Source organism: Prevotella amnii DSM 23384 = JCM 14753, assembly GCF_000378745.1.
Classification (GTDB): Bacteria; Bacteroidota; Bacteroidia; order Bacteroidales; family Bacteroidaceae; genus Prevotella; species Prevotella amnii.
In genome coordinates this window covers 1-20974 of the sequence record NZ_KB905282.1, presented here as the reverse complement: position 1 = coordinate 20974, position 20974 = coordinate 1, and the positions used below count along the sequence as shown (strand labels likewise).

General features: G+C 33.4%; 18 protein-coding genes. 4 read left to right on the top strand and 14 right to left on the bottom strand.

The genetic code is table 11. The annotated features are described in order from the left end of the window. Positions 1–163: 163 nt before the first annotated feature. From F596_RS0106905 to F596_RS0106870, 8 genes are all read right to left on the bottom strand, one after another. The gene (locus F596_RS0106905; protein ID WP_019036376.1) at positions 164–1237 is read right to left on the bottom strand and encodes an AAA family ATPase; all 1074 of its coding nucleotides are present in this window, start codon (positions 1235–1237) and stop codon (positions 164–166) included. A gap of 113 nt (positions 1238–1350) precedes the next feature. Next, positions 1351–1875, bottom strand: coding sequence for a 50S ribosomal protein L9 (gene rplI / locus F596_RS0106900; protein ID WP_008451257.1), 525 nt, complete (start codon positions 1873–1875; stop codon positions 1351–1353). Between the two features lie 16 nt (positions 1876–1891). Continuing rightward, positions 1892–2161, bottom strand: a complete 270-nt coding sequence (gene rpsR / locus F596_RS0106895) for a 30S ribosomal protein S18 (protein ID WP_008451235.1) — start codon at positions 2159–2161, stop codon at positions 1892–1894. Positions 2162–2164: 3 nt separating this feature from the next. Beyond that, positions 2165–2509 (bottom strand): 30S ribosomal protein S6, encoded by a 345-nt coding sequence (gene rpsF / locus F596_RS0106890; protein WP_008451230.1) that lies wholly within the window; start codon positions 2507–2509, stop codon positions 2165–2167. A gap of 428 nt (positions 2510–2937) precedes the next feature. Beyond that, positions 2938–3807 carry a succinate--CoA ligase subunit alpha gene (gene sucD, locus F596_RS0106885; protein ID WP_019036374.1) on the bottom strand — a complete coding sequence of 290 codons (870 nt, stop codon included), beginning with the start codon at positions 3805–3807 and terminating at the stop codon, positions 2938–2940. A gap of 21 nt (positions 3808–3828) precedes the next feature. Further along, positions 3829–4962: an ADP-forming succinate--CoA ligase subunit beta gene (sucC, locus tag F596_RS0106880; RefSeq protein ID WP_019036373.1), complete on the bottom strand. Its 1134-nt coding sequence runs from the start codon at positions 4960–4962 to the stop codon at positions 3829–3831. 36 nt (positions 4963–4998) lie between these two features. Then, positions 4999–6063: a butyrate kinase gene (buk, locus tag F596_RS0106875; protein WP_019036372.1), complete on the bottom strand. Its 1065-nt coding sequence runs from the start codon at positions 6061–6063 to the stop codon at positions 4999–5001. Next, on the bottom strand, positions 6053–6976 hold the full coding sequence (locus F596_RS0106870; protein WP_008451246.1) for a phosphate acyltransferase: 924 nt from the start codon (positions 6974–6976) through the stop codon (positions 6053–6055). Before F596_RS0106870 ends, buk begins: the two co-directional genes overlap by 11 nt. 142 nt (positions 6977–7118) lie before the next feature. Here F596_RS0106870 and F596_RS0106865 point away from each other — a divergent pair, with 142 nt between their 5' ends. Together F596_RS0106865 and F596_RS0106860 are read left to right on the top strand one after the other, a co-directional pair. Further along, on the top strand, positions 7119–8306 hold the full coding sequence (locus F596_RS0106865) for a toxin-antitoxin system YwqK family antitoxin (protein WP_019036371.1): 1188 nt from the start codon (positions 7119–7121) through the stop codon (positions 8304–8306). Positions 8307–8466: 160 nt separating this feature from the next. Further along, positions 8467–10416, top strand: coding sequence for a polysaccharide biosynthesis protein (locus F596_RS0106860; protein WP_019036370.1), 1950 nt, complete (start codon positions 8467–8469; stop codon positions 10414–10416). Positions 10417–10539: 123 nt separating this feature from the next. Here F596_RS0106860 and F596_RS0106855 read toward each other — a convergent pair whose 3' ends face one another. Further along, positions 10540–11145: a riboflavin synthase gene (locus F596_RS0106855; RefSeq protein ID WP_019036369.1), complete on the bottom strand. Its 606-nt coding sequence runs from the start codon at positions 11143–11145 to the stop codon at positions 10540–10542. Between the two features lie 338 nt (positions 11146–11483). Between F596_RS0106855 and F596_RS0106850 the strand changes: the two genes are divergently transcribed. Further along, positions 11484–12098 carry a DUF4738 domain-containing protein gene (locus tag F596_RS0106850; RefSeq protein ID WP_019036368.1) on the top strand — a complete coding sequence of 205 codons (615 nt, stop codon included), beginning with the start codon at positions 11484–11486 and terminating at the stop codon, positions 12096–12098. A gap of 6 nt (positions 12099–12104) precedes the next feature. On the opposite strand, the gene F596_RS0106845 is transcribed toward F596_RS0106850, so the two are convergent. From F596_RS0106845 to F596_RS0106830, 4 genes are all read right to left on the bottom strand, one after another. Further along, the gene (locus F596_RS0106845; RefSeq protein WP_019036367.1) at positions 12105–13841 is read right to left on the bottom strand and encodes an LTA synthase family protein; all 1737 of its coding nucleotides are present in this window, start codon (positions 13839–13841) and stop codon (positions 12105–12107) included. A gap of 92 nt (positions 13842–13933) precedes the next feature. Next, positions 13934–16522, bottom strand: coding sequence for an endonuclease MutS2 (locus F596_RS0106840; RefSeq protein WP_019036366.1), 2589 nt, complete (start codon positions 16520–16522; stop codon positions 13934–13936). 74 nt (positions 16523–16596) lie between these two features. After that, positions 16597–16890: a glutaredoxin gene (locus tag F596_RS0106835; RefSeq protein ID WP_008446780.1), complete on the bottom strand. Its 294-nt coding sequence runs from the start codon at positions 16888–16890 to the stop codon at positions 16597–16599. 312 nt (positions 16891–17202) lie between these two features. Beyond that, on the bottom strand, positions 17203–18090 hold the full coding sequence (locus tag F596_RS0106830; RefSeq protein ID WP_019036364.1) for an ATPase: 888 nt from the start codon (positions 18088–18090) through the stop codon (positions 17203–17205). A 164-nt stretch (positions 18091–18254) separates the two neighbouring features. On the opposite strand from F596_RS0106830, the gene F596_RS0106825 reads away from it, so the two are divergent. Next, positions 18255–20633, top strand: coding sequence for a mechanosensitive ion channel family protein (locus tag F596_RS0106825; protein ID WP_019036363.1), 2379 nt, complete (start codon positions 18255–18257; stop codon positions 20631–20633). A gap of 89 nt (positions 20634–20722) precedes the next feature. Here F596_RS0106825 and F596_RS0106820 read toward each other — a convergent pair. Next, positions 20723–20974: transposase (locus tag F596_RS0106820; protein WP_019036362.1), on the bottom strand; the 252-nt coding region annotated here is incomplete at its 5' end.

The following is a 20974-nucleotide window of genomic DNA, read 5'->3' as shown; positions in this document are numbered from 1 at the left end:
GAATAATATATTTATGATAATTATAATAGTTAGAAATATTAAAATAAAACTTTTTAAGCATATCTTTTACAGTAGTAAAACATATTATGACTATTAATCTATTTTTTTTATCTTATTATACTCAAACTATGTAAATAAAGTATTTTATTTTATTGAGATCGAACTATTTTGTTAATGCAAGATTATAGTTATAATATTCCGTCTTTCCTGTAATATCTTTAACTACTTTTATAAAAGGAGGAAACTTTACTTTTTCGTGATCTACAATACCTTTTGTTTCTAGTATCTGTAAATTTTCATTATCATCTAAATAGGTATCTAATTCGAAAAACTGTCCTTTCCAAATAAAGGTTTTCCTTATTTTATGTATAGTCTTACGATAAGGATCTGCTTGGCGCATTAGCGATTCATAAAGATTATTATCTATTTGACGCTCGGTTTGTACTTGCTCGCCTGTAGGCAATATTTTTTTTGTAGTTCTAACGTTAATGGAAATACCATTTAAGGTGCGTCTGCGTAACCGTACTTCACTTCGTGGTTCGGAGGTAAGGTAGGTTTGATATATTTCGCTTTCAATTGCTTCTGGTATATCGCTTAAAGTACGTACAATGTATTTTCGTTCTTCAATTACCTGTTGAGGTATCTCAAGGACACTGGATATTTCTTGTAATACCCTATTTATCTTTGTATCAAAGTCTTCATGATTATTTATCACACGTAAATGAGGATGCTCAGACCATGCTTGAATAACTTTCTTATCTAATTTTCGAGCAAGCTCTATACCTTCAGTACGCTCACTATTATTAGCCGTAGTATAAAATTGTTCAGCTCCATCTGCAGCACTTACAAGATGTAAAACTGCATCATAACGAGACCTAAGAGTATCTGAAGTTATTCCTAAGCCCGATATAATTTCTTGCCACATTTCATTATTCATATAAGCAGAAATATCCATTGTACCTCTATCGCAAACAATGATAGTAGGTTTTTTTATAGTTTTTGCTATACGACTAAAATGATCTTCTAAGGCTATTTGAGTATCGAGTGTGGCCTTTTCGCCTTCAAAAAAGAAATGCTTGTTTTTAGTAAGGTAATCCATACCAGCTTGGCTAAAAAGAGTTGGAACCTCAGGGATAACAAAAACCTTATAACCAATACTTGAAAAATGTTCTATTACTTTTACTAAAGCTGTGGTTTTTCCAGCACATGGACCACCTGTAAGAACTATTCGTTTCATTTACATGAATCTTGATATATAAAATAAACTTAACAAAAACATAAAAGTCCCTATCACCACGGAGTGAAAGGGACTAACAAAATATTTACTGACTTGCTTTGCAACTAATTTATTTACTTCTTATCTGCGACTGTATCAGAAGCAGTATCAGCTACAAGCTCTTCAGATTTTTCTTCTGCAGCAACAGGATTTTGCTGATTTTCTGCAACAACAGTTACAGGAATCTTTACCTCTACCTCTTTGTGAAAGTGAACAGTAGCCTCAGAAGTACCTACCTTCTTTATATCACGCATTGTAATAATCTTACGATCTATTTCAATACCTTGCTTTAATAGCTCTTCTGCTACTGTAGCTGTATTTACAGACCCATAAGTTACGCCTGTTGCAGATACTTTTGCAACTATAGTAAGTACAACACCCTCAAGCTGAGCTGCTCTTTTCTGAGCTTCAGCCTTATAAGCTGCAAGCTTAGCAGCTTGTTGCTTTAAATCCTCTGCTAATTGTTTCTTTGCAGAAACTGAAGCAACTACACCCTTACCTGTTGGAATAAGATAGTTGCGGCCATAACCACCTTTTACATTAACTATATCGTTCTTGTATCCAAGACCAATAATATCTTCTTTTAATATAATTTCCATCTATTGCCCTCCTCTTTTATTTCATCAAATCGGTTACATATGGAAGAAGTGCTATCTGACGAGCACGCTTTACAGCTTGTGCTACACGACGCTGATACTTCAATGAAGTTCCAGTAATACGACGTGGAAGTATTTTACCTTGCTCGTTTAAGAATTTCTTAAGGAAATTAGGATCCTTGTAATCGATATACTTAATACCACTTTTCTTAAAACGACAATATTTCTTCTTCTTTGTGTCAATAGAAGGAGCTGTCAAGTAACGAATTTCTGTTTTTTGCTCTGCCATAAATTAAGCCTCCTTTTTAGCTAACCACTTAGCACGACGTTTTTCTGCATATGCTGCAGAATATTTATCTTGCTTAACGGTAATGTAACGAATAACTCTCTCATCGCGGCGAAAACCTGTCTCAAGAGTATTAACAACTGAAGGTTCTGCTTTAAATTCTAATAAAGCATAAAAACCTGATGATTTTTTCTGAATGTTATAAGCTAACTTTTTCAGACCCCAAGCCTCTTCATTCAAAATCTCAGCACCATTATCGGTGAGCAATGTTTTGAATTTAGCGACCGTTTCCTTCATCTGATCATCAGATAAAACGGGAGTTAAAATGAAAACGGTTTCGTATTGATTCATACTACCTAAAATAAATAATTAATATTTTGTTTGACATTTGCCTTAGCTTTGTGCATAAAGCGATGCAAAGGTAATGTTTTTTGTTAAGTTATCAAATGTTTAGATGTAAAATAATAATGTCATTCTAAAGATATTAAAACTTCTTAACTATTATCAATTGGTGCTTTATGCATTTAAAACAAATAGTTGAAAAAAAGTATACTGTTCGACTTATCCTTTTCTCTCTAATAGTTGTTCGATAGTATTCATGGGGACAAAAATAATAAATATTTATAAAATTATGTGCATGAGAAAGGAGATGCAACTGGGTTTTACGGCTGCCCCTTTCTTATCCCAAACTCGCGTATATACTATCATTAGCTAACATTCTGCCATAATAAAGCCCTAACATTTTCAAGTTAGGGCTTTAAACAAAAAAGAAGTTTTTCTTATCTTAGTTGCTTCTTTAATAATATTGGTATTTCTTTAGTTTCCTTAGCCACAGGCACTCCTACAGCTTCAAATGCTGCTATTTTTTCTTTAGCCGTACCTGACCCGCTTGATATAATAGCACCTGCATGCCCCATTTGTTTTCCAGGAGGAGCTTGCTGACCAGATATAAAGACTGCAACAGGCTTTGTTACATGTTCTTTAATAAATTTAGCAGCACGTTCTTCTGCATCACCACCTATTTCACCAATAAGCGCAATGGAATCTGTTTCAGGATCGTCTTGGAACATCTGAAGAAGATCTTCAAAATAAAGCCCTACTACAGGGTCGCCACCTACACCAATGGCTGATGACAATCCTAAACCTTCCTGAGTAAGATTATAAACCACCTCGTAAGTAAGTGTACCACTACGACTAATAACACCTGTATGACCCTTTTTAAAAATATTAGTAGGCATAATACCTACCATACTTTCATCTGGAGAAATAAGCCCTGGGCAATTAGGACCTATAACCTTAACTCCACGTAATTTAGCATAGCGCTGCGCAGCTACTGCATCTAAAGTAGGTACACCCTCTGTTATACAAACAACAAGTTCTATACCACCATCGATGGCTTCAAACATTGCATCCTTCGCAAATGCTGCAGGAACAAATATTATAGAAGTATTCGCTCTTGTTGCTTTTACGGCTTCTTTTACAGTATTAAAAACAGGTATGTCATTAACCTTTTGCCCTCCTTTACCTGGTGAAGTTCCACCTACAACATTAGTACCATATTCTTTCATCTTGGTAGCATGAAAACTTCCATCTCTACCTGTTATACCTTGCACTATTAATCGTGTATTCTTATTTATTAAAATACTCATAGCTTTCGATTATTTTTAATGTTACTTACTAAGCTCTACTGCTTTATGACCAGCATCTGCCATACTTTTACCTACTGTAAAATGGGTACCTTCTAATAAAGCTCTACCCTCTTTCTCATTTGTACCTGTAAGACGAATAACTATAGGAATATCTGTTTGAATAATTTTAAAAGCTTCTAACAAACCTTTTGCTACATCATCACAACGAGTAATACCACCAAAAATATTGATAAGGACTACCTTCACATGCTTATCACTAAGCAATAATTTCATTGCTTCTACTATCTTTTCTGGATTAGAACTACCACCAATATCTAAGAAGTTAGCAGGCTCTCCACCGTAAAGCTTTATCATATCCATTGTAGCCATAGCAAGACCTGCGCCATTAACCATGCAACCTATATTACCACCAAGATTAACATAACTAAATCCTTTTTCCTTAGCAGCACGCTCTTTTTTCTCTTCTTCTGTTGGTTCAAACAGCTCTGCTACATCAGAATGACGGAAAAGAGCATTATCATCAAAGGTCATTTTAGCATCAATAGCTTTTAAAGTACCATCATTTAACTTTACAAGTGGATTAATTTCTGCCAATGATGCATCTTTATCTACAAAGAGCCTATATAAATTTTTAAATAATGGAACCGCTTGTTTTACTTGTTCCATGTTATCAAATAGCTTAAAAGCAGCTTCGCGAGCTACATAATCGCTCAAACCAATCAATGGGTCAATAACGATTTTAGCTATCTTCTCTGGCGTATCTTTAGCTACCTGTTCTATGTCCATACCTCCTGAACGACTAAGCATTAAGATAGGACACTTTGTTGTACGATCAACTAATATACTTGTATAATATTCTGCAGAAATATCTACAGCTTCACCCACAAGAATCTTCTCAACGGTATACCCCTTGATATTCATTCCTAAAATAGCAGTAGCATGCTCCCTAACTTCTTTCTCATTTGAACATAGCTTTACACCTCCTGCTTTACCACGTCCGCCAATATGTACTTGCGCTTTAACAACAACCTTTTTAACACATAGTTGTTTATAAGCAGCTACAGCTTCATCAGGAGTTTTACACAAAATACTCCTTTCAACTGGTAATCCATAATCAGCAAAAATTTTTTTTGCTTGAAATTCATGTACCTTCATAGGCCTTTATTTTTTATGTTAAAAGTATATCTAAATCTAATAGTCTTTTGCATCTCTATCTCCTTTAAGGACTGCTATTGCATTTTCAGTTAAAGCAAGCATTTCATCTTGACCTGGATATATATATATAGGTGCAAGATATGATAAACGCTTCTTAAATATATCCATCATATAAGTGCTACGTGCTATACCTCCTGTAAATATAACAGCATCTATGTTCCCACAGAGTACAGCTCCCTCAGCAGCCACACTTTTAGCAATATGATAAGCCATGGCTTTAAATATCAGCTCTGCATGCTTATCACCACATTTTATACGTCTTTCTATTTCTAAACAATTATTTGTTCCAAGATGCGCTGTAAGACCAGCTTTACTAGAAATATAAGTAATTAGCTCCTGTTCTGTAAATTTCCCAGAATAACATAAATGTATTAGATCTGCTACTGGCAAACTACCTGTACGCTCTGGCGAAAAAGGACCTTCCCCATTTAATGCGTTATTAGCATCTACCGCCTTGCCTCTCTCATGAGCAGCAATAGAAATACCACCACCTAAATGACATACTATAAGGTTAAGTTCCTCGTATCGTTTACCTATGTCATTTGCAAAACGACGAGCAATGGCTTTCTGATTAAGTGCATGCCAGATACAAACTCGCGAAATAAGTGGTGTTCCAGATATGTGAGCCTCTGGAAGCATTTCGTCTACAACGCCAGGATCAGCAATAAAACAATTACAACAACCTACTTCCTTACCTATTTCATATGCAATAGCACAACCTAAATCACAAGCATGCTGATGAAAAGCCGTAAGTTGGGCATTAATCATTTCTGTAGTAACTTTATACACACCACTTTCTACAGCTTTTGCTAACCCTCCTCTTCCTATTATAGCATCAAACTTAAATGGTATCCCTTTCTTTTTTAACTTTTCCAAGATTACTTCCTTACGATAATTCAACTGATCGCTAATTCGCGCAAAAGATTTTAATTCTTCCTGTGTATGAACAATATCTTCTACAAGAATAAACTTATCATCATTAGATACAGAAATCTTAGTTGATGTAGACCCTGGATTAATTGCAAGAATCTTATATCCCATGCTTATCAGATATTAAAGTAGCTAATGCTAAACTATTAAGCTTAGTTGTTATCGAATCTCCTCTACTTGTAAGTATTATAGGTACTAACGGACCCTGCAAAATAGCAGCTGTTTCAGCTTTAGAGAAAAGTGTTATCGTCTTATAAAAAATATTACCCGCTTCTATATTTGGCATAATTAATGCGTTTGCCTCACCATTTATAGGTGATTTAATAAGTTTATACTGTAGTGCTTCTAACGAACAAGATGTCTTTAGATCGAGTGGTCCATCTATAATACAGCTACCAAACTCACCCTTTTGACATTTTTCCTTTAATATAACATAGTGTTCAGTATAAGGGAAATGACGCTTATCTACCTTTTCAGAGCAATGAATCAGCGATATCTTAGGCTCTTTAATTTGAAATTTATGACATATCTCTACAACATATTTAATCTGCTGCTCACGTTGTTTATCTGTTGGAAAAGGAATTACAGCAGAATCAGTAAATACTAAAAGCCTTTTATAATTTGGTATTTCTGCTACAGTTATATGTGTCATTACAGTTTCTTTAGGCAAGATACCACTCTCTTTATCTAAAATAGCTTTTAATAAAATATCAGTAGAAACAAACCCTTTCATAATAGCTTCTGCTTCTCCTATTCTTACTAAGTCGACTGCCTTTCGTGCAGCTTTGATAGGATCGGTTTCCACATAACATTTAAATAAATTATCTGTAGAAAACTTATTAGCGACAGATTGAGAACATATTAGAATAGGATCTATAAATCCTTTCTTTACCGCTAATATAACAGCCTCTTGAGTATGCTTTTCTTCAGGCCATACTATGGCTATGCGCTTTTTTATATTCCTTTTTAGAAGTAGGTTTATAAGTTCTTTAAAACTAACAATCTCTTCAGATGTATTAAACATTATATTTTATGTATTAGCAAGTTAGTATTTTCAGAAACAAAGATACAAATTAGTTTTGTAATTCGTATTTTGATATAGAAAAATTATTAATAAATTTGTTTTTTACACTAACATAATGTATTTTTGCTCCACAAAAAAGCTCATGAAAAAGATATTTCTCATTACTTACATATTAACAAGTGTTGTTTTTGTCTTTGCTCAACAACACAAAAGTTTAAACATACCGCCAAATGCTTTATTTTATGACATCAATGGGTATGGCGTTACTCATGCTACACAAGCAGCTTACTATCGCCTTACTGGAAGAAACGATGCTGGCAAAAAAGTTTTTTATGATTATTACATTACAGGTCAGCTCAAGGCAGAAAAACAATATATTACTATTGATAAAATAAATGACAGAAAAACTATACTCGACGGTATTTGTCGTACATTCTTTAAATCGGGCAGAGTAGAATCTATTATGCAATATAAAAAAGGAATTGCACATGGAAGAGCTGTTTCTTTTTATCCTACTGGCAAGATTAGTATGAAACTTAATTATGAAAACGGAGTGTTAAACGGTAACGTCTTTATTTATAATAAAAATGGTAATATAGAAAATACCACTAAGTGGTATAAAGGTAGAATGATAGATAGTAAAAATGGAGGAGAAGATTCTTACATTAATAAAACCACAAAAATTGATTTATTTTGTAATCGTTATAAAGCTGATGAACCTTTAATCATGAAACAAGCCAAATCTATTACGACAAAACAAAATAGCTTTTCTCATTTAAAAGAGCCTCAACGCTCTGTTAATAAAAACGTTATATCACATAATAATAAAGCTAAACCATTTTCTTTCTCATATCTTTATAACCTTATTTCTAATACACAATATCAAACTAATAGCTTTCAAGTATATGATAATATTGCACTAAGTTATAATCTTAACATAGCTCAAGTTATAAAAGGTTTTGGGTCTCAAAAAGAATTAATATATCACTATAACATGGACTATGATGAAAATAAAGGAGTAGATAGAATTACTGGTAACTATCCAAGGCAAATAGGATTTTATGGAACGTTTACTAACAACCAACTAACCATTCAACGAATAAACCTATTCACATGGTCAAAAGAAGAAATGCTATGTTTTGCTAATGATGCTATAAAGGAAGGCTATCATGTTTTAGGGGGAGATAATTATCTAATGTTAGATGGTAATTTCGTATTAGAACCTAAAAGGATTAATAAAAGCAGCGGAACAAGCCATATCGTCATTAGCTTTATACACAAAAGTAATCTGTATGCTGGATTATATCATATACAAATGGACTTAAAATAATAAAAAACAAACAAACGTTTATTTGCTGTTTAAACAATTTTTAAATTAAAAGAATAATATTTAATCCTCATTTTTTAGTACCTTTGCCATATAAAATCATTATGATGTGGTTATTACATTAATGCTACCACACTTTTATAGAGTCAATTTATTTTGAAAAATGAAAGCTTTAAAGAAAATTTTTAATTGGTATTTTTCTGCAAATGCCTTGCCTTATTGGGTCATACTTATAATAGATGGTATAATATGTTACCTTTCTGGGCTTATAGTTTTTTGGTTATCTTACCGCGGCAATTTTATAAGCCTAACAAATTTCAAAAGTATTTCGTGCTCTATAATTATTTATATGATATTTGTCCTTATAGGTATTAGAGCTTTTAAGACCTATTCTGGTATAGTAAGATATTCTTCTTTTGTAGATATTCGTAGAGTCTTCTTTGCTATATTACTATCTTTAATAATTGCTGAAGCTATGCATTATGTCATTTATAATTGGCGTTTTGCTGGTATAGAATTTTATCCAATGAATGGCAAGCAAATATTTGTAATGTATATACTTGCTATGATTGGCATGATATTATTTCGTGTTTTAGTAAAATCATTTTATGATACTATATATTCTAATAAAAATGGTATTCGTACACTTATCTATGGAATGAATAGCGGAGGTATAGGGTTAGCTAAAAATATTCGTGATGAGAGGCCACGACGTTTCATCTTAAAAGGTTTTATTTCTCATGACGACAAAATGAAAGGTCATGTTCTAATGGGAGAAAAAGTTTTTATTTACAATAAAAACTTTTCTAATATCATTAAAGAACTTAATATTCAAGCTGTACTTGTTTCACCTCTTCAAAATGATAGGTTTCGCAATGATGTAGCTCTACAAGATATTCTTCTGAATTTAGGTGTAAAGATTTACATGAGTTCAGACACACGTATATGGACTCCTAATGACGACTATTCTAATATAGATTTAAAAGAAATCAACATAGAAGACTTATTGCCTCGTACCCAAATTCAAGTAGACATGAACGCTATAGGTGCTTTGCTTAATGGCAAAAATATTATTATAACAGGATCAGCTGGTAGCATAGGGTCTGAAATGATACGCCAAATAGCAGTTTATAAACCTGCTAAACTTATATTAATAGACCAAGCAGAAACGCCTCAACATGATATACGTTTAATGATGCGCAATGATTATCCTGACATTGCAGCAGAAACTATAGTAACAAGTATTACTAACGAAGAGCGTATGGATAATATTTTTGCCAAGTATAAGCCACACTATCTTTTTCATGCAGCAGCCTACAAACATGTCCCTATGATGGAGGATAACCCATCTGAAAGCATATTAAATAATGTTCGTGGAACAAAAATCATAGCAGACCTTAGTGTTAAGTATGGTGTTAAAAAGTTTGTAATGATTTCTACTGATAAAGCTGTAAATCCTACTAATGTTATGGGCTGCTCTAAGCGTATTTGTGAAATTTATTGCCAAAGTCTTAATCAATACATTAATAAAAGCAAGGATAAAGAAAGTGCTACTCAATTTGTAACTACCCGCTTTGGCAATGTATTAGGCTCAAATGGTTCTGTTATTCCATTATTTGAGAAACAAATAAAAGAAGGCGGTCCTGTCACAGTTACAGATCCTAATATTATACGTTTCTTTATGTTAATTCCAGAGGCTTGCAAACTTGTATTAGAAGCTGGAGTACATGGTAAAGGAGGAGAGATATTTGTATTTGATATGGGTAAGCCTGTTAAAATATCAGATTTGGCAAAACGAATGATAAACCTTTCAGGAGCTAAAAACATAAAAATAGAATACACTGGATTACGCGCTGGTGAAAAGCTATACGAGGAGGTTTTAAGTTCTACAGAAAACACATTGCCAAGTTTCCATAACAAAATTCGTATTGCAAAGGTACGCGAATATAGTTTTGCTGAAATTGAGAAAGATATTAACGATTTAATTTCTATTGCTCATACTTATGATGATATGGCTATTGTAGCAAAGATGAAAGCTATAGTACCAGAATATATTAGTAAAAATAGTGTTTATTCTTCGCTCGACATTCCCTCTTCTGATATTAAAGCATAAATAAAATAATTTGCCATAAGCAGCCTTATATCTTATAAGCACTACTTATGGCAATTATTTTTATCTACGTTTTTTATATATATTATAATATTAATGATATAAAATACAAATAAAAACGTTCACTTATTTTATTATAGATTGTAATCGAGCTATATACTTACCTAAAATGTCAAACTCTATATTTACAATAGTACCTACACTAATATATTTAAAATTAGTATTTTCTTTTGTATAAGGAATAATAGCTACAGTAAAAGTATTATCCGTAGGCTGACATACAGTAAGAGAAACTCCATTAACCGTTACAGAACCTTTATCAACGGTAAAATAACCACGCGCAGCCATAGCTTTATTAAAAGGATATTCAAATGTATAATAAGTACTACCTTTAGCATCTTTTATTTCAACACACGTAGCAGTTTCATCAACATGACCTTGAACTATATGTCCATCGAGCCTACCATTCATAATCATTGAACGTTCTACATTTACGCTATCTCCTACTTTTAATAAGCCTAAATTTGAGCGTTCTATTGTTTCCCTCATTGCCGTAACGGTATAGCACTCTCCTTCAATACACACTACCGTAAGGCATACACCATTATGAGAAATGCTTTGATCAATGCCTAACTCATTAACAAAAGAACAAGTAAGAGTAAGATGTATATTTTCTTTTTCATGTTTAATGGCAACTATAGTGGCCATTTCTTCTATAATACCTGAAAACATAGTATAAAAAATTGTTTAGAAATATGTATAGTATAATTAAAACAAAATGTAAAAAGGAAAAAGAGCCGCATCGATGATATGATGAAAAGTCCGAGTATCAATGATAAGAGAGCTTCTTGCCTTTGTAATCCACTGGTCTTACGACTTTATCATTTCATGATATTTGTGGCCCGCCATTAACAAAAGAAGTCATCTCGGGTTTTTCTAATTTATTTGAAGACTATCCCAATCTATCGATACGACCCGTATTTTAATCCTTCAACAGTGCAAAGATAATGTTTTTTTTATGAAGTCTGATTTTTTTTAAGTACTTTTGTCTCACAATAACATAAAATTTTATGATACAGAAATATATTTTACTCACTGTGCTTGGGATAGCACTCTTTTCGCTTACAGGTTGCAAAAAAGAAAAGCATACACATGACATTATTACAAAGATAGCTCCAAAACCTAAACTACCAAAAGGTCCTATTGAGCTACAAGGCTTTACTTATACTAAAAAGATAGATTGGCTTGGTACGCAATACATCATTACCATTATTCGCAAAGCTGATAAAGGATTACCTTTAGCTTATGATGAAGACGGTAAAAAATATTACGATAATAAGATTATAATAAACATAAAGCGTGAAGATGGTACAAAGTTTTACCAAAAAGAATTTACAAAGAAAGATTTTATCCAATTTTCTAATGAGCAATATGGTAAAAATGGAGCTTTGTTAGGTTTTATGTTCGACAGTGTATATCTTAAAACTTTACGCTTCGGAGCCAGCATTGGCTCGCCTGCTCCATCGAGCGATGAATATATTCCTATTGATATCGTAATAGACAACTTAGGACATCTATCCATGACAAAAGCACAAACATTAGATACAGACGGCGATCAACAGAAGGATAAAAATAATAGTAAAGCTACTGAAAAAGCCAAAGACACAGAAGAAGATGGCGTGTAAAAATAATTATCTTTCTGCCAAATCATCATAAAGACATTGCAAATAAGCCTTACCCATATTATTGTAATGCCTAATATTTATACCGCGCTTAAGAATCATCTTATTAGAAGTATTATCATAAATAATCTTACTTGTAGATGTTGCTATACCCCAAAGGTCAGGGAAAGTAAAGAAAGCGAAATGAGGACTCTCTGTGTCGAGTAAATCCTTAGAGAACAAAAACTCCTTATGAGATAAGCCTAACTGTGCAAGTAAGGTAGCCGCAATATCTTGCTGAGAACCATAAACACTAATACGTTGAGGCTCCTTAATAGATCCTCCTAACCAGAGCATAGGTATCTGGTAACGCTCAAGAGTAGAACTACTTATATCTTCAGGATAACAACCAAGATGATCTGGCACAAGGACGACAAGAGACTTGTTCCAACGACCACTTTTCTTTAAAAAATCTATAAATTTTCCTATACAATTGTCGGTATACGCAAAAGCGTTTAGCACCTTATCTTTCAAATGATGATATGGCACATCAAAAGGCTCATGCGAGCTACTCGTTTGTAACACCTGAAAAGTAAGTTGTTCGTCAGAAGGATTACGGTGCTTAATATCAGATATTAACTTATCAAATACATATCCATCAGGAACTCCCCACTTACTTAGACGATATTTTAAAGGGAAATCAACATCCGAAACAATATTTACAAAATCCTGACTTGTAAGATATGAACGCATATTTGTGAAGTTAGCATCTCCTCCATAATAATATTTTAAACGATATTTTTGTTGCTTTAGAACACTGGATATAGATGGAAGCGTACCTGCTTTCTTTGTAAACTTCATAATACTTGTTGTAGGCTGAGCAGGATAACCACTCAAAACAGACACTACACCACGATCTGTTCTAAAACTATTTGCATAAAAATTATCAAAGAAAATGCCCTCTTTTTTTAATCTATTAAGACAAGGAGTCGCCTCTGTTTGCATTACCTTTATAGAGAAGCTCTCTAAAATAAAAATATAAATGTCTAACTTCTTCGATTTTAATAATGGTTTGGTATTTTTACTAACAGTACTTACCATTGTCTTAAAAATGCTATCTGCCTTTTCTTTATCCATAAAACGATATTGAGAAGCAAAATTTTCTTCCTTACTATAACTCTCCATCAAACTAAAAAGTGGATTTACAGCCGCATGGTTTAGCTTCATATTTGTACTGAAATATGCCTCACCTATATTCATTACCGACACCTTCACACCACCACGAATAGGAATTATTAGTACTCCCATAAATAACAAGACAACAAACGTTTGCCCCACCTTTTGCAAACTGTCTCTTACCTTAAAAATAGGAATTATACGTACAAAAAGCACATATATACCACTTGCCAAAACAAATACTATAACAAAACCTAAAACAACTCTCAACAAACTAACACTTGCAAAGGCATCAGTAGGTGAAGATATAAAATAAAAGAAAGGAGTAGTATCAAGAGGAAACTTCCAATATGGATAAAGAGCAAGATTAAGACAAAAAGATAACGAAAAAATTAATGAAAGAAAAGCTATCACTATACGCCATATCCATAGCATTATTTTACCTGAAAACCATACTGAAAAAACAGAAAGCAAGCAAGGCAACAATAAAAAATAACCTGCCATTGACATATCAAGCGAAATGCCATGCCACATCACCTGAAAATAATTAGTTATGCTACAATTTTTAAAAATACCATAATTAAATAACATAAAACATGGCTTTTGCAACACAAAAAGAAAAAGCCAAATAATATAATGTAAAATAAGACGTTTCAAGGATATTTATTTTTAAATTATAACATTTATATTTCTACTACAGTGATACCAGTACCACCAAACTGTATATGCTCATCACGGAATGATAACACATTAGGAATAGTCTGTAAATATTTACGAATCATTATGCGCAAAATACCATTTCCTTTGCCATGAATAATACGAAAATGGCCTCCTCCCACAAGAATAGCATCATCTATAAACTGCTGTACACGAAGAATAGCATCATCTGTTCTCATTCCCCGTACATCAATCTCCTGTCGAAAGTTATTACGATGTTCATCAATAGTATTGCGCGTTAGCTTGCTATAATGATAAGATTGCAACTCTTTTTGTTCTTTACCAGAAACAGAAGACGAAACTCTTTCGAGGCGATTGATAGCTATCGTAGAACGCATTCCTCCAAAAACAACCACTGCCTGCTTACCTTTAATAGTCTCTACCCTACCCTCTGTGGTAAGCCCTTTTATACGTACAGTGCTACCTATAGTAATTTCTTCGTCTGAACAATGTCGCAAAACAGATTCCTTATTCCCACTTAAAGTAACATTCTGCTTAATATTTTTCTCTAAAAGATGTTGTTTATGACGCTCTTTACGGCTTTTAATACTGTCTGCTTTCTTTTGGAATTCATCATCAGTAAGTAGCCCATGAGCTTTAACCATAGAAGCTCCTGTTCTGTTATTTCTATCGCTCTTTACTACAGAAAGAGGTTCTTCTAAAAGATTAGCCGCATATTGTGCCAATTGCTCTCTGATACGCTTTGTCTCTTTCTTATCTGCTTGTTGCTCACGAATTTCCTTTATAACGTTTTCTATTCGTTTATTACTCTGACGAATAATCTCTTCGGCTTGCTTCTTAGCTTTATCAAGAATTTCCTTCTTACTCTTTTCTAATAGTGCTATATCCTTTTCATATTGCGTTATACGCTTTTCCAGTTCTTTTTCATGCGCATGTATTTCCTGTCGCTTACCTTCCCAATAACGCTTATCACGCACTATATCTTGCAAGTACTTATCGCTTTGAATATAATCGGAACCAACTATCTTAGATGCATCTTTTATTACTTCCTCTGAAAGACCCGTTTTACGTGCTATCTCTATGGCAAATGAAGAGCCAGGACGCCCTATTGACAACTGAAACAAAGGCTTCATCTCATGACGATCATAAAGCATAGCACCATTCATAACCCCTTTATGCACTTTAGCAAAATGCTTAAGATTCTGATAATGAGTAGTTATAACGGCCCATACCTTTTTCTTCCAAAACTGCTTTAATACTGCTTCCGCTATAGCTCCACCTATCTGTGGCTCTGTGCCTGTACCAAACTCATCTATAAGTATAAGTGTTCGTTCTGAAGATTGTCGCATCATCAGCTTCATATTCATTAAATGAGAAGAATAAGTACTAAGATCGTTTTCTATACTCTGCTCATCGCCTATATCTATCATAATATCATGAAAAACACCTACCTTAGACCTATCACCTATGGGAACAGATAAGCCACATTGCAACATATATTGTAACAGACCTACTGTCTTCAAACACACCGATTTACCACCAGCATTAGGACCTGAAATTATAAGTAAATGCCCCTCATCAGTAAGATGAATATCAAGGGGGACTATCTTCTCTTTACCCAATCTTTGCTCAAGGAGCGGATGATAAGCATGTATCCAATCAATAATAGGATTCTCGCTTACTTCAGGCTCATAGCTATTAAAGATATTAGCCAGTTGAGCTTTAGCACGAATAAAATCTATCTGCCCTAAAAGACTATAACTATCTAATATTTCTGAAACATAGGGACGTACATTATTAGCAAATTCCTTTAAAATACGCACTATCTCACGACGCTCCTCGTTTTTCAATTCACGCACTTTGTTGTTAGCTTCCACTACTTCTGCAGGCTCTATAAAGACGGTCTTACCCGTAGCACTCTCGTCATGAACAATGCCAGATAACCGTCGCTTAAGAGCCGGAGCCACTGGTATTACTAACCTACCATCGCGCATTGTAGGGACAACATCTTTGTCAACTAAGCCTTCTGCTTGCGATGTACGTAATATATTATATAATACTCCTGAAATACTTCTCTCTGTCTGTTCCAAATCTCTACGAATACGCAATAGCTCTGGAGATGCCGCGTCTCGCATCTTACCAAACCTATCTATAATCTGTGCTATTCTTTTAACAAGCAATGGAAATGTAGAAATGCCATCTACTAAATTATAAAGTGCTGGAAAAAGGTGTTTTTCTTCTCCACCCTCAGTAGAATTGCTACGACTTAAAAAAGCAACTATTGCTATAATAGTTTCTAAAGAGCGCTTCAGGTCAAACAGCTCTTCTATCTCCATCATAGTGCCTTCTAAACGTATACGTGATACGCTTTGGCGCATATCAAAGAAATAGCTTAGCGGAAATTCCTCATTACCTTTCTCTATACTTCTAAACTCACGTATCTCTGCCAACCATTTATTAATAATAGCAACATCTGTAGAAAACTCCATAGCCTCTACTTGTTCTTCTCCTAAAGGCGACAAGCAGCACGCACGGAGCTTTAAGCGAACCTCATGAAACCCTATCTTATTCTCAAAATTATTAGGATAAATCATAACAGATGAATAATATATATTATAAATATATAGAAACAGATAGTTATCTTAATGCTATTATATAACATTACAACCTAACAGCCACTACCATTTAAGCTACACGAAGCACCTTTACTCTCTACATGAAGACCCACTTCTTCTGGATTAAACGTAATACTACCATCTTCTAAAACAAAACAAGGGATACAAACGTCATTTATCTTTTTTAATCTATCAAACTCTTTCCTACTATCTCTTAACTTAAGAAACTCTTTAAGATAACGCACATGCTCACCTATATTAATTACTTGAAACTTTGGATTTCCTGCCACAAGCTTATCTATAGCCTCGCAATCAGGGCATGTTGGCATACTATATACTTTTATCATATTTTTTTTATCTTCTTTTTTTATCTTTAGAATATACAAAGTTACAATTTCCACTTTAATCTATAAAAGTATATGAAGAATATTTCACATCTTAAAAGTTTGTTTTGCTACTTATTTCATATAAGATATGTATGATATGTTAAAATCTTATCTTATAAATATTTTTTACAACTTTAAGAAACACCTCTGTTTGGAATTATAAAAACAATTTATTACCTTTGTATTGTTATCCTGAATACAATCTTTTTGCCTTAAAAAGCTAATACCTATTGAAATGAATGCCCCATAGCTGTGAAGCTAAGGGCATTTTTTTCATCTATCTAAATGATATTTTATTAATCCATCTATAGGTGCTGCTAATACATTTGTCAAATTATAACCATACTTTTCAGCACATTCCCTTAAAATATTCTCAAACACTTTTCCTATACTCCCAACTACTGCTATGTTATAGTCCTTACTTTTTTCATAACGTAGGATATTATTCTCAAAAAAAGCATCAAAATTTTGCTTTACAATGTCATGTAAACCAAATTCATACAAATATTTGGCTATAAATTTAGATATATTTGCAAGATACCTGTTAGGTAATGTTTTGCTATAAACGCGTTCTATTATTTCAGAGTAAGTTTGATGTGTTTCTTCTAAAAAAACATCTTTTATCTTTGAGGAAAGTTTCTCTTTAAAAAGAGCATTTAAAAAAAGTTTTCCTAATGCAGCCCCACTTCCTTCATCGCCAAGAATAAAACCTAATGGAGGAATATTCTTAACTATTTTATATCCGTCATATATCCCTGTGTTTGAGCCTGTTCCCATTATACAGATAAGACCTGGCAGCTTACCACAAGCCGCACGTGCAGCTCCAAGCAAATCGGTTGCAACGTTTATCTCTCTATCTATATTTTGCATAAAAGGATATGTAAACGACTCCTTTATAGCAAGTTCCAATACAATAGCTTTATCACCTGTACAACCTGCACCATAAAAATAAACCTCATCTATATCACTTATCTCATTGCTAAATTTGCAAAATAATTCGTTTTGCAAAATACTTACTATTTCTTCTTTTTCCTGATAAAAAGGATTTATACCTTGTGTCTTAAAACGAACACAAGTCATATCTTTTGCTTTATAATCTATAGTTTTAGGACATAAAACCCAATCGGTTTTTGTACTACCGCTATCGGCTATTAATATCATATTATCTGAATTTTAGACACAAAGCTACACATTTTTTTTTATTTTGCTATATTACCTTTTGCAAAACGGCATTTTGTTGTTAAAATAAAAAATATTTTCAAAATAGAAAGACTAAAAATAATACTTTGCTTACCTTTGCAACTTACTTAAAACCACATTCAGTTATGCTAAGACGTTTATATATTCTTTGCTTTTTTATAACACTACTATGTTTGCCCTCTAAGGCTGTATTACAGGAGGATTCTTTAAAAAATTCGCTATCTGTACTTCGCCATGAGCTTATCAACGAACATTTAGAGCTAACAAAGCAGTTAAACACATCTAAAATATTTAATGAACGCGTCATAAGTCAGCTTAAAGAGTTTGGAGATATGTCTTCTCAAGTCTCACTGATGTTATATTCTCAAAGTAATGATAATATCTTTGACCTTACTTATGCTTGCCAAAAAGCCATAGACCTTTGGCAAAATTTCCAAATACAAACTCACCCTTTCCATGAGGTTGTTATAAAAAGCAATGAAGATATTGCCCGCTACGACTCTCTTATAAATGTACTTAGTACAATGTACACCTTTAATATGGATAAACACATGAAGATAGATCGTAATGTGTGCCTTACTCTTGCAACAAGCAATAGAAGAATGCTCATCGAACGCAACGACTCTTATCGCGAATTTATACAATATTATGACTACAATAAAGGACAATTACAATCACTTGAAACTTATGCACAGAAACGTTATTCTGAAATACAAGCAAGCATTTTTACAAGTAATGGACAAAACTATATCAAATTCTTAAGTACCTTTACTTATAAGCTTTCACAGCTCAAAAACAACTTACTCGAAAAGTATACCCCACAAAATATGGTCTACTCTCAATGGGACGTAAGACGAATAAGTATGTTCTTGCTTTCTTTAGCCTTATATGGTATAATCATATTTATCCTCAATCTTCTATTTATAAAATATATCCTTACACGTCTCTTTAATCTTAAACGTTTCAAATCACTACAAGAAGGGTTTCTAACAAGAAGACGCGACATACTTATAACATCCACTTTAATATTTTTTGGTGTTATACTGCTAATCGTACGCTTTTTAGCAACTAATGATTTAGTATACATGGCAAGTGGCTTGTTATTAGAATTTATCTGGCTAACTGCAGTCATCTTTGGCTCACTACTACTACGCGTAAGATCAAAAGAAGTAAGATATACTAACAGGCTTTACTTCCCGGTCATGCTCGTTAGTGGTGTTGTTATTATCTACCGCATAACTTTTATGCCCAGTGCGTTAGTTATTTTTTCTTTCCCCATTATCCTTGCTATTGCTACACTTTGGCAAGCTACCTTACTTTATAGATACCATTCTCATGTTTCTAACAAAGATCTTTATTTAGCATATACATCACAAGCAGTCTTTGTGTTTGCTCTTTGTTGCTCATGGATAGGATATTCTTTCTTAGCCGTACAATGTATTATATGGTGGATGATGCAGCAAACATGTATTCTTACATTAACTTGCTTTCGCAATTATCTCGATATATACAGAGAAAAATACGATTCTAAAAACGTTCCTGTGCAAAAAAGATGGGCTTTACGCTTTATATATTATGTCATTTTACCTATAGCTTTAATTATTTCTTTCATCGTGTCTATACTATGGGCTGCTGATGTTTTCAATCTGGGCGAAATTTCAAAACATCTATTTAATGTAAACTTTATTAATGGCTCTAATTTTAAAGTAAGTTTCTATTCTCTTGCCATAGTAACATCACTGTGGTTTTTATTCAACTACATTAATAAAACAATATGCGATGGTGTTAGGCTATATCTTGAAATAAAATATCCTACCTCCGCTTCCTCACGCAGTGTTATGCTTATAAACGTAGTGCAAGTAATAGTATGGGGTGGCTGGCTACTTATTTCCCTAAACATTCTTGAAATAAGCAGTACGTGGATAGTTGTCGTATCTGGTGGTTTGTCTACAGGTATCGGATTTGCTATGAAAGATATACTTGAAAATATTTACTATGGTATATCTTTAATGGCAGGGCGTATTAAGATAGGCGACTATATTATATGCGATGGCATACGCGGACGAGTTAGCTCCATTAGTTACACCTCTACCCTACTTGAAGCCACAGATGGCTCAATTATAGCTTTCCAAAATTCTCAATTATTTACGAAAAGCTATAAAAACATGACAAAAAATCATGGGTATGAATTAGATGGTATGCAGGTGGGCATTGCTTATGGCTCTAACTTAAAAGAGGTTAAAAAGCTACTTATAGATGCTATTTCCAAACTACCTTGTGTGCGCAAAAATAAGCCTGCAGTTGTGGGAGTTAAAAGTTTTGATGATAGCTCAATAACTCTACAAATCTATGTTTGGGTTAGCGTACTTACACATTTTGCTGCCGACAGTATGGTTATGGAATGTATATATGAAACGCTCAATGCTAACAACATAGAAATACCATTCCCACAACGTGAGATTACCATTAAAAAAATTTCTGAAGAGCCTAACGTCAATGACTAATAAGCTATTTTACTAACAAATACAACACGTTGACAAAACCATAAATATTCACTCACTAAAAAAAAAGCATATACATATATAGTCGTCCCTTAAAAACTATATTTCAGCATAAAGTTTGTACTGACAAGCTTTATGCTGATTCTTTTTATAAGGCACAAAAGAGCTCTCATAGCTCTTTTGAAGTTATATGCTGCCGCAGCTAATAATACATTGATAGCATCTCCTTTCACACCTTTATAAAAGTTGCGAGATAATCGGTGGTCTGCTTTAAGATGTCCTATTGTTGGTTCTATACCTGCTCGTTTACAAAATAGTTTGTGTTTCTTTTTCTTTTGGTAGTA

Excerpts from the sequence above, each read along its gene's own strand:
- F596_RS0106905 (WP_019036376.1), bottom strand. The coding sequence starts at position 1,237 with ATGAAACGAATAGTTCTTACAGGTGGTCCATGTGCTGGAAAAACCACA.
- rplI (WP_008451257.1), bottom strand. The coding sequence starts at position 1,875 with ATGGAAATTATATTAAAAGAAGATATTATTGGTCTTGGATACAAGAAC.
- rpsR (WP_008451235.1), bottom strand. The coding sequence starts at position 2,161 with ATGGCAGAGCAAAAAACAGAAATTCGTTACTTGACAGCTCCTTCTATT.
- rpsF (WP_008451230.1), bottom strand. The coding sequence starts at position 2,509 with ATGAATCAATACGAAACCGTTTTCATTTTAACTCCCGTTTTATCTGAT.
- sucD (WP_019036374.1), bottom strand. The coding sequence starts at position 3,807 with ATGAGTATTTTAATAAATAAGAATACACGATTAATAGTGCAAGGTATA.
- sucC (WP_019036373.1), bottom strand. The coding sequence starts at position 4,962 with ATGAAGGTACATGAATTTCAAGCAAAAAAAATTTTTGCTGATTATGGA.
- buk (WP_019036372.1), bottom strand. The coding sequence starts at position 6,063 with ATGGGATATAAGATTCTTGCAATTAATCCAGGGTCTACATCAACTAAG.
- F596_RS0106870 (WP_008451246.1), bottom strand. The coding sequence starts at position 6,976 with ATGTTTAATACATCTGAAGAGATTGTTAGTTTTAAAGAACTTATAAAC.
- F596_RS0106865 (WP_019036371.1), top strand. The coding sequence starts at position 7,119 with ATGAAAAAGATATTTCTCATTACTTACATATTAACAAGTGTTGTTTTT.
- F596_RS0106860 (WP_019036370.1), top strand. The coding sequence starts at position 8,467 with ATGAAAGCTTTAAAGAAAATTTTTAATTGGTATTTTTCTGCAAATGCC.
- F596_RS0106855 (WP_019036369.1), bottom strand. The coding sequence starts at position 11,145 with ATGTTTTCAGGTATTATAGAAGAAATGGCCACTATAGTTGCCATTAAA.
- F596_RS0106850 (WP_019036368.1), top strand. The coding sequence starts at position 11,484 with ATGATACAGAAATATATTTTACTCACTGTGCTTGGGATAGCACTCTTT.
- F596_RS0106845 (WP_019036367.1), bottom strand. The coding sequence starts at position 13,841 with ATGTTATTTAATTATGGTATTTTTAAAAATTGTAGCATAACTAATTAT.
- F596_RS0106840 (WP_019036366.1), bottom strand. The coding sequence starts at position 16,522 with ATGATTTATCCTAATAATTTTGAGAATAAGATAGGGTTTCATGAGGTT.
- F596_RS0106835 (WP_008446780.1), bottom strand. The coding sequence starts at position 16,890 with ATGATAAAAGTATATAGTATGCCAACATGCCCTGATTGCGAGGCTATA.
- F596_RS0106830 (WP_019036364.1), bottom strand. The coding sequence starts at position 18,090 with ATGATATTAATAGCCGATAGCGGTAGTACAAAAACCGATTGGGTTTTA.
- F596_RS0106825 (WP_019036363.1), top strand. The coding sequence starts at position 18,255 with ATGCTAAGACGTTTATATATTCTTTGCTTTTTTATAACACTACTATGT.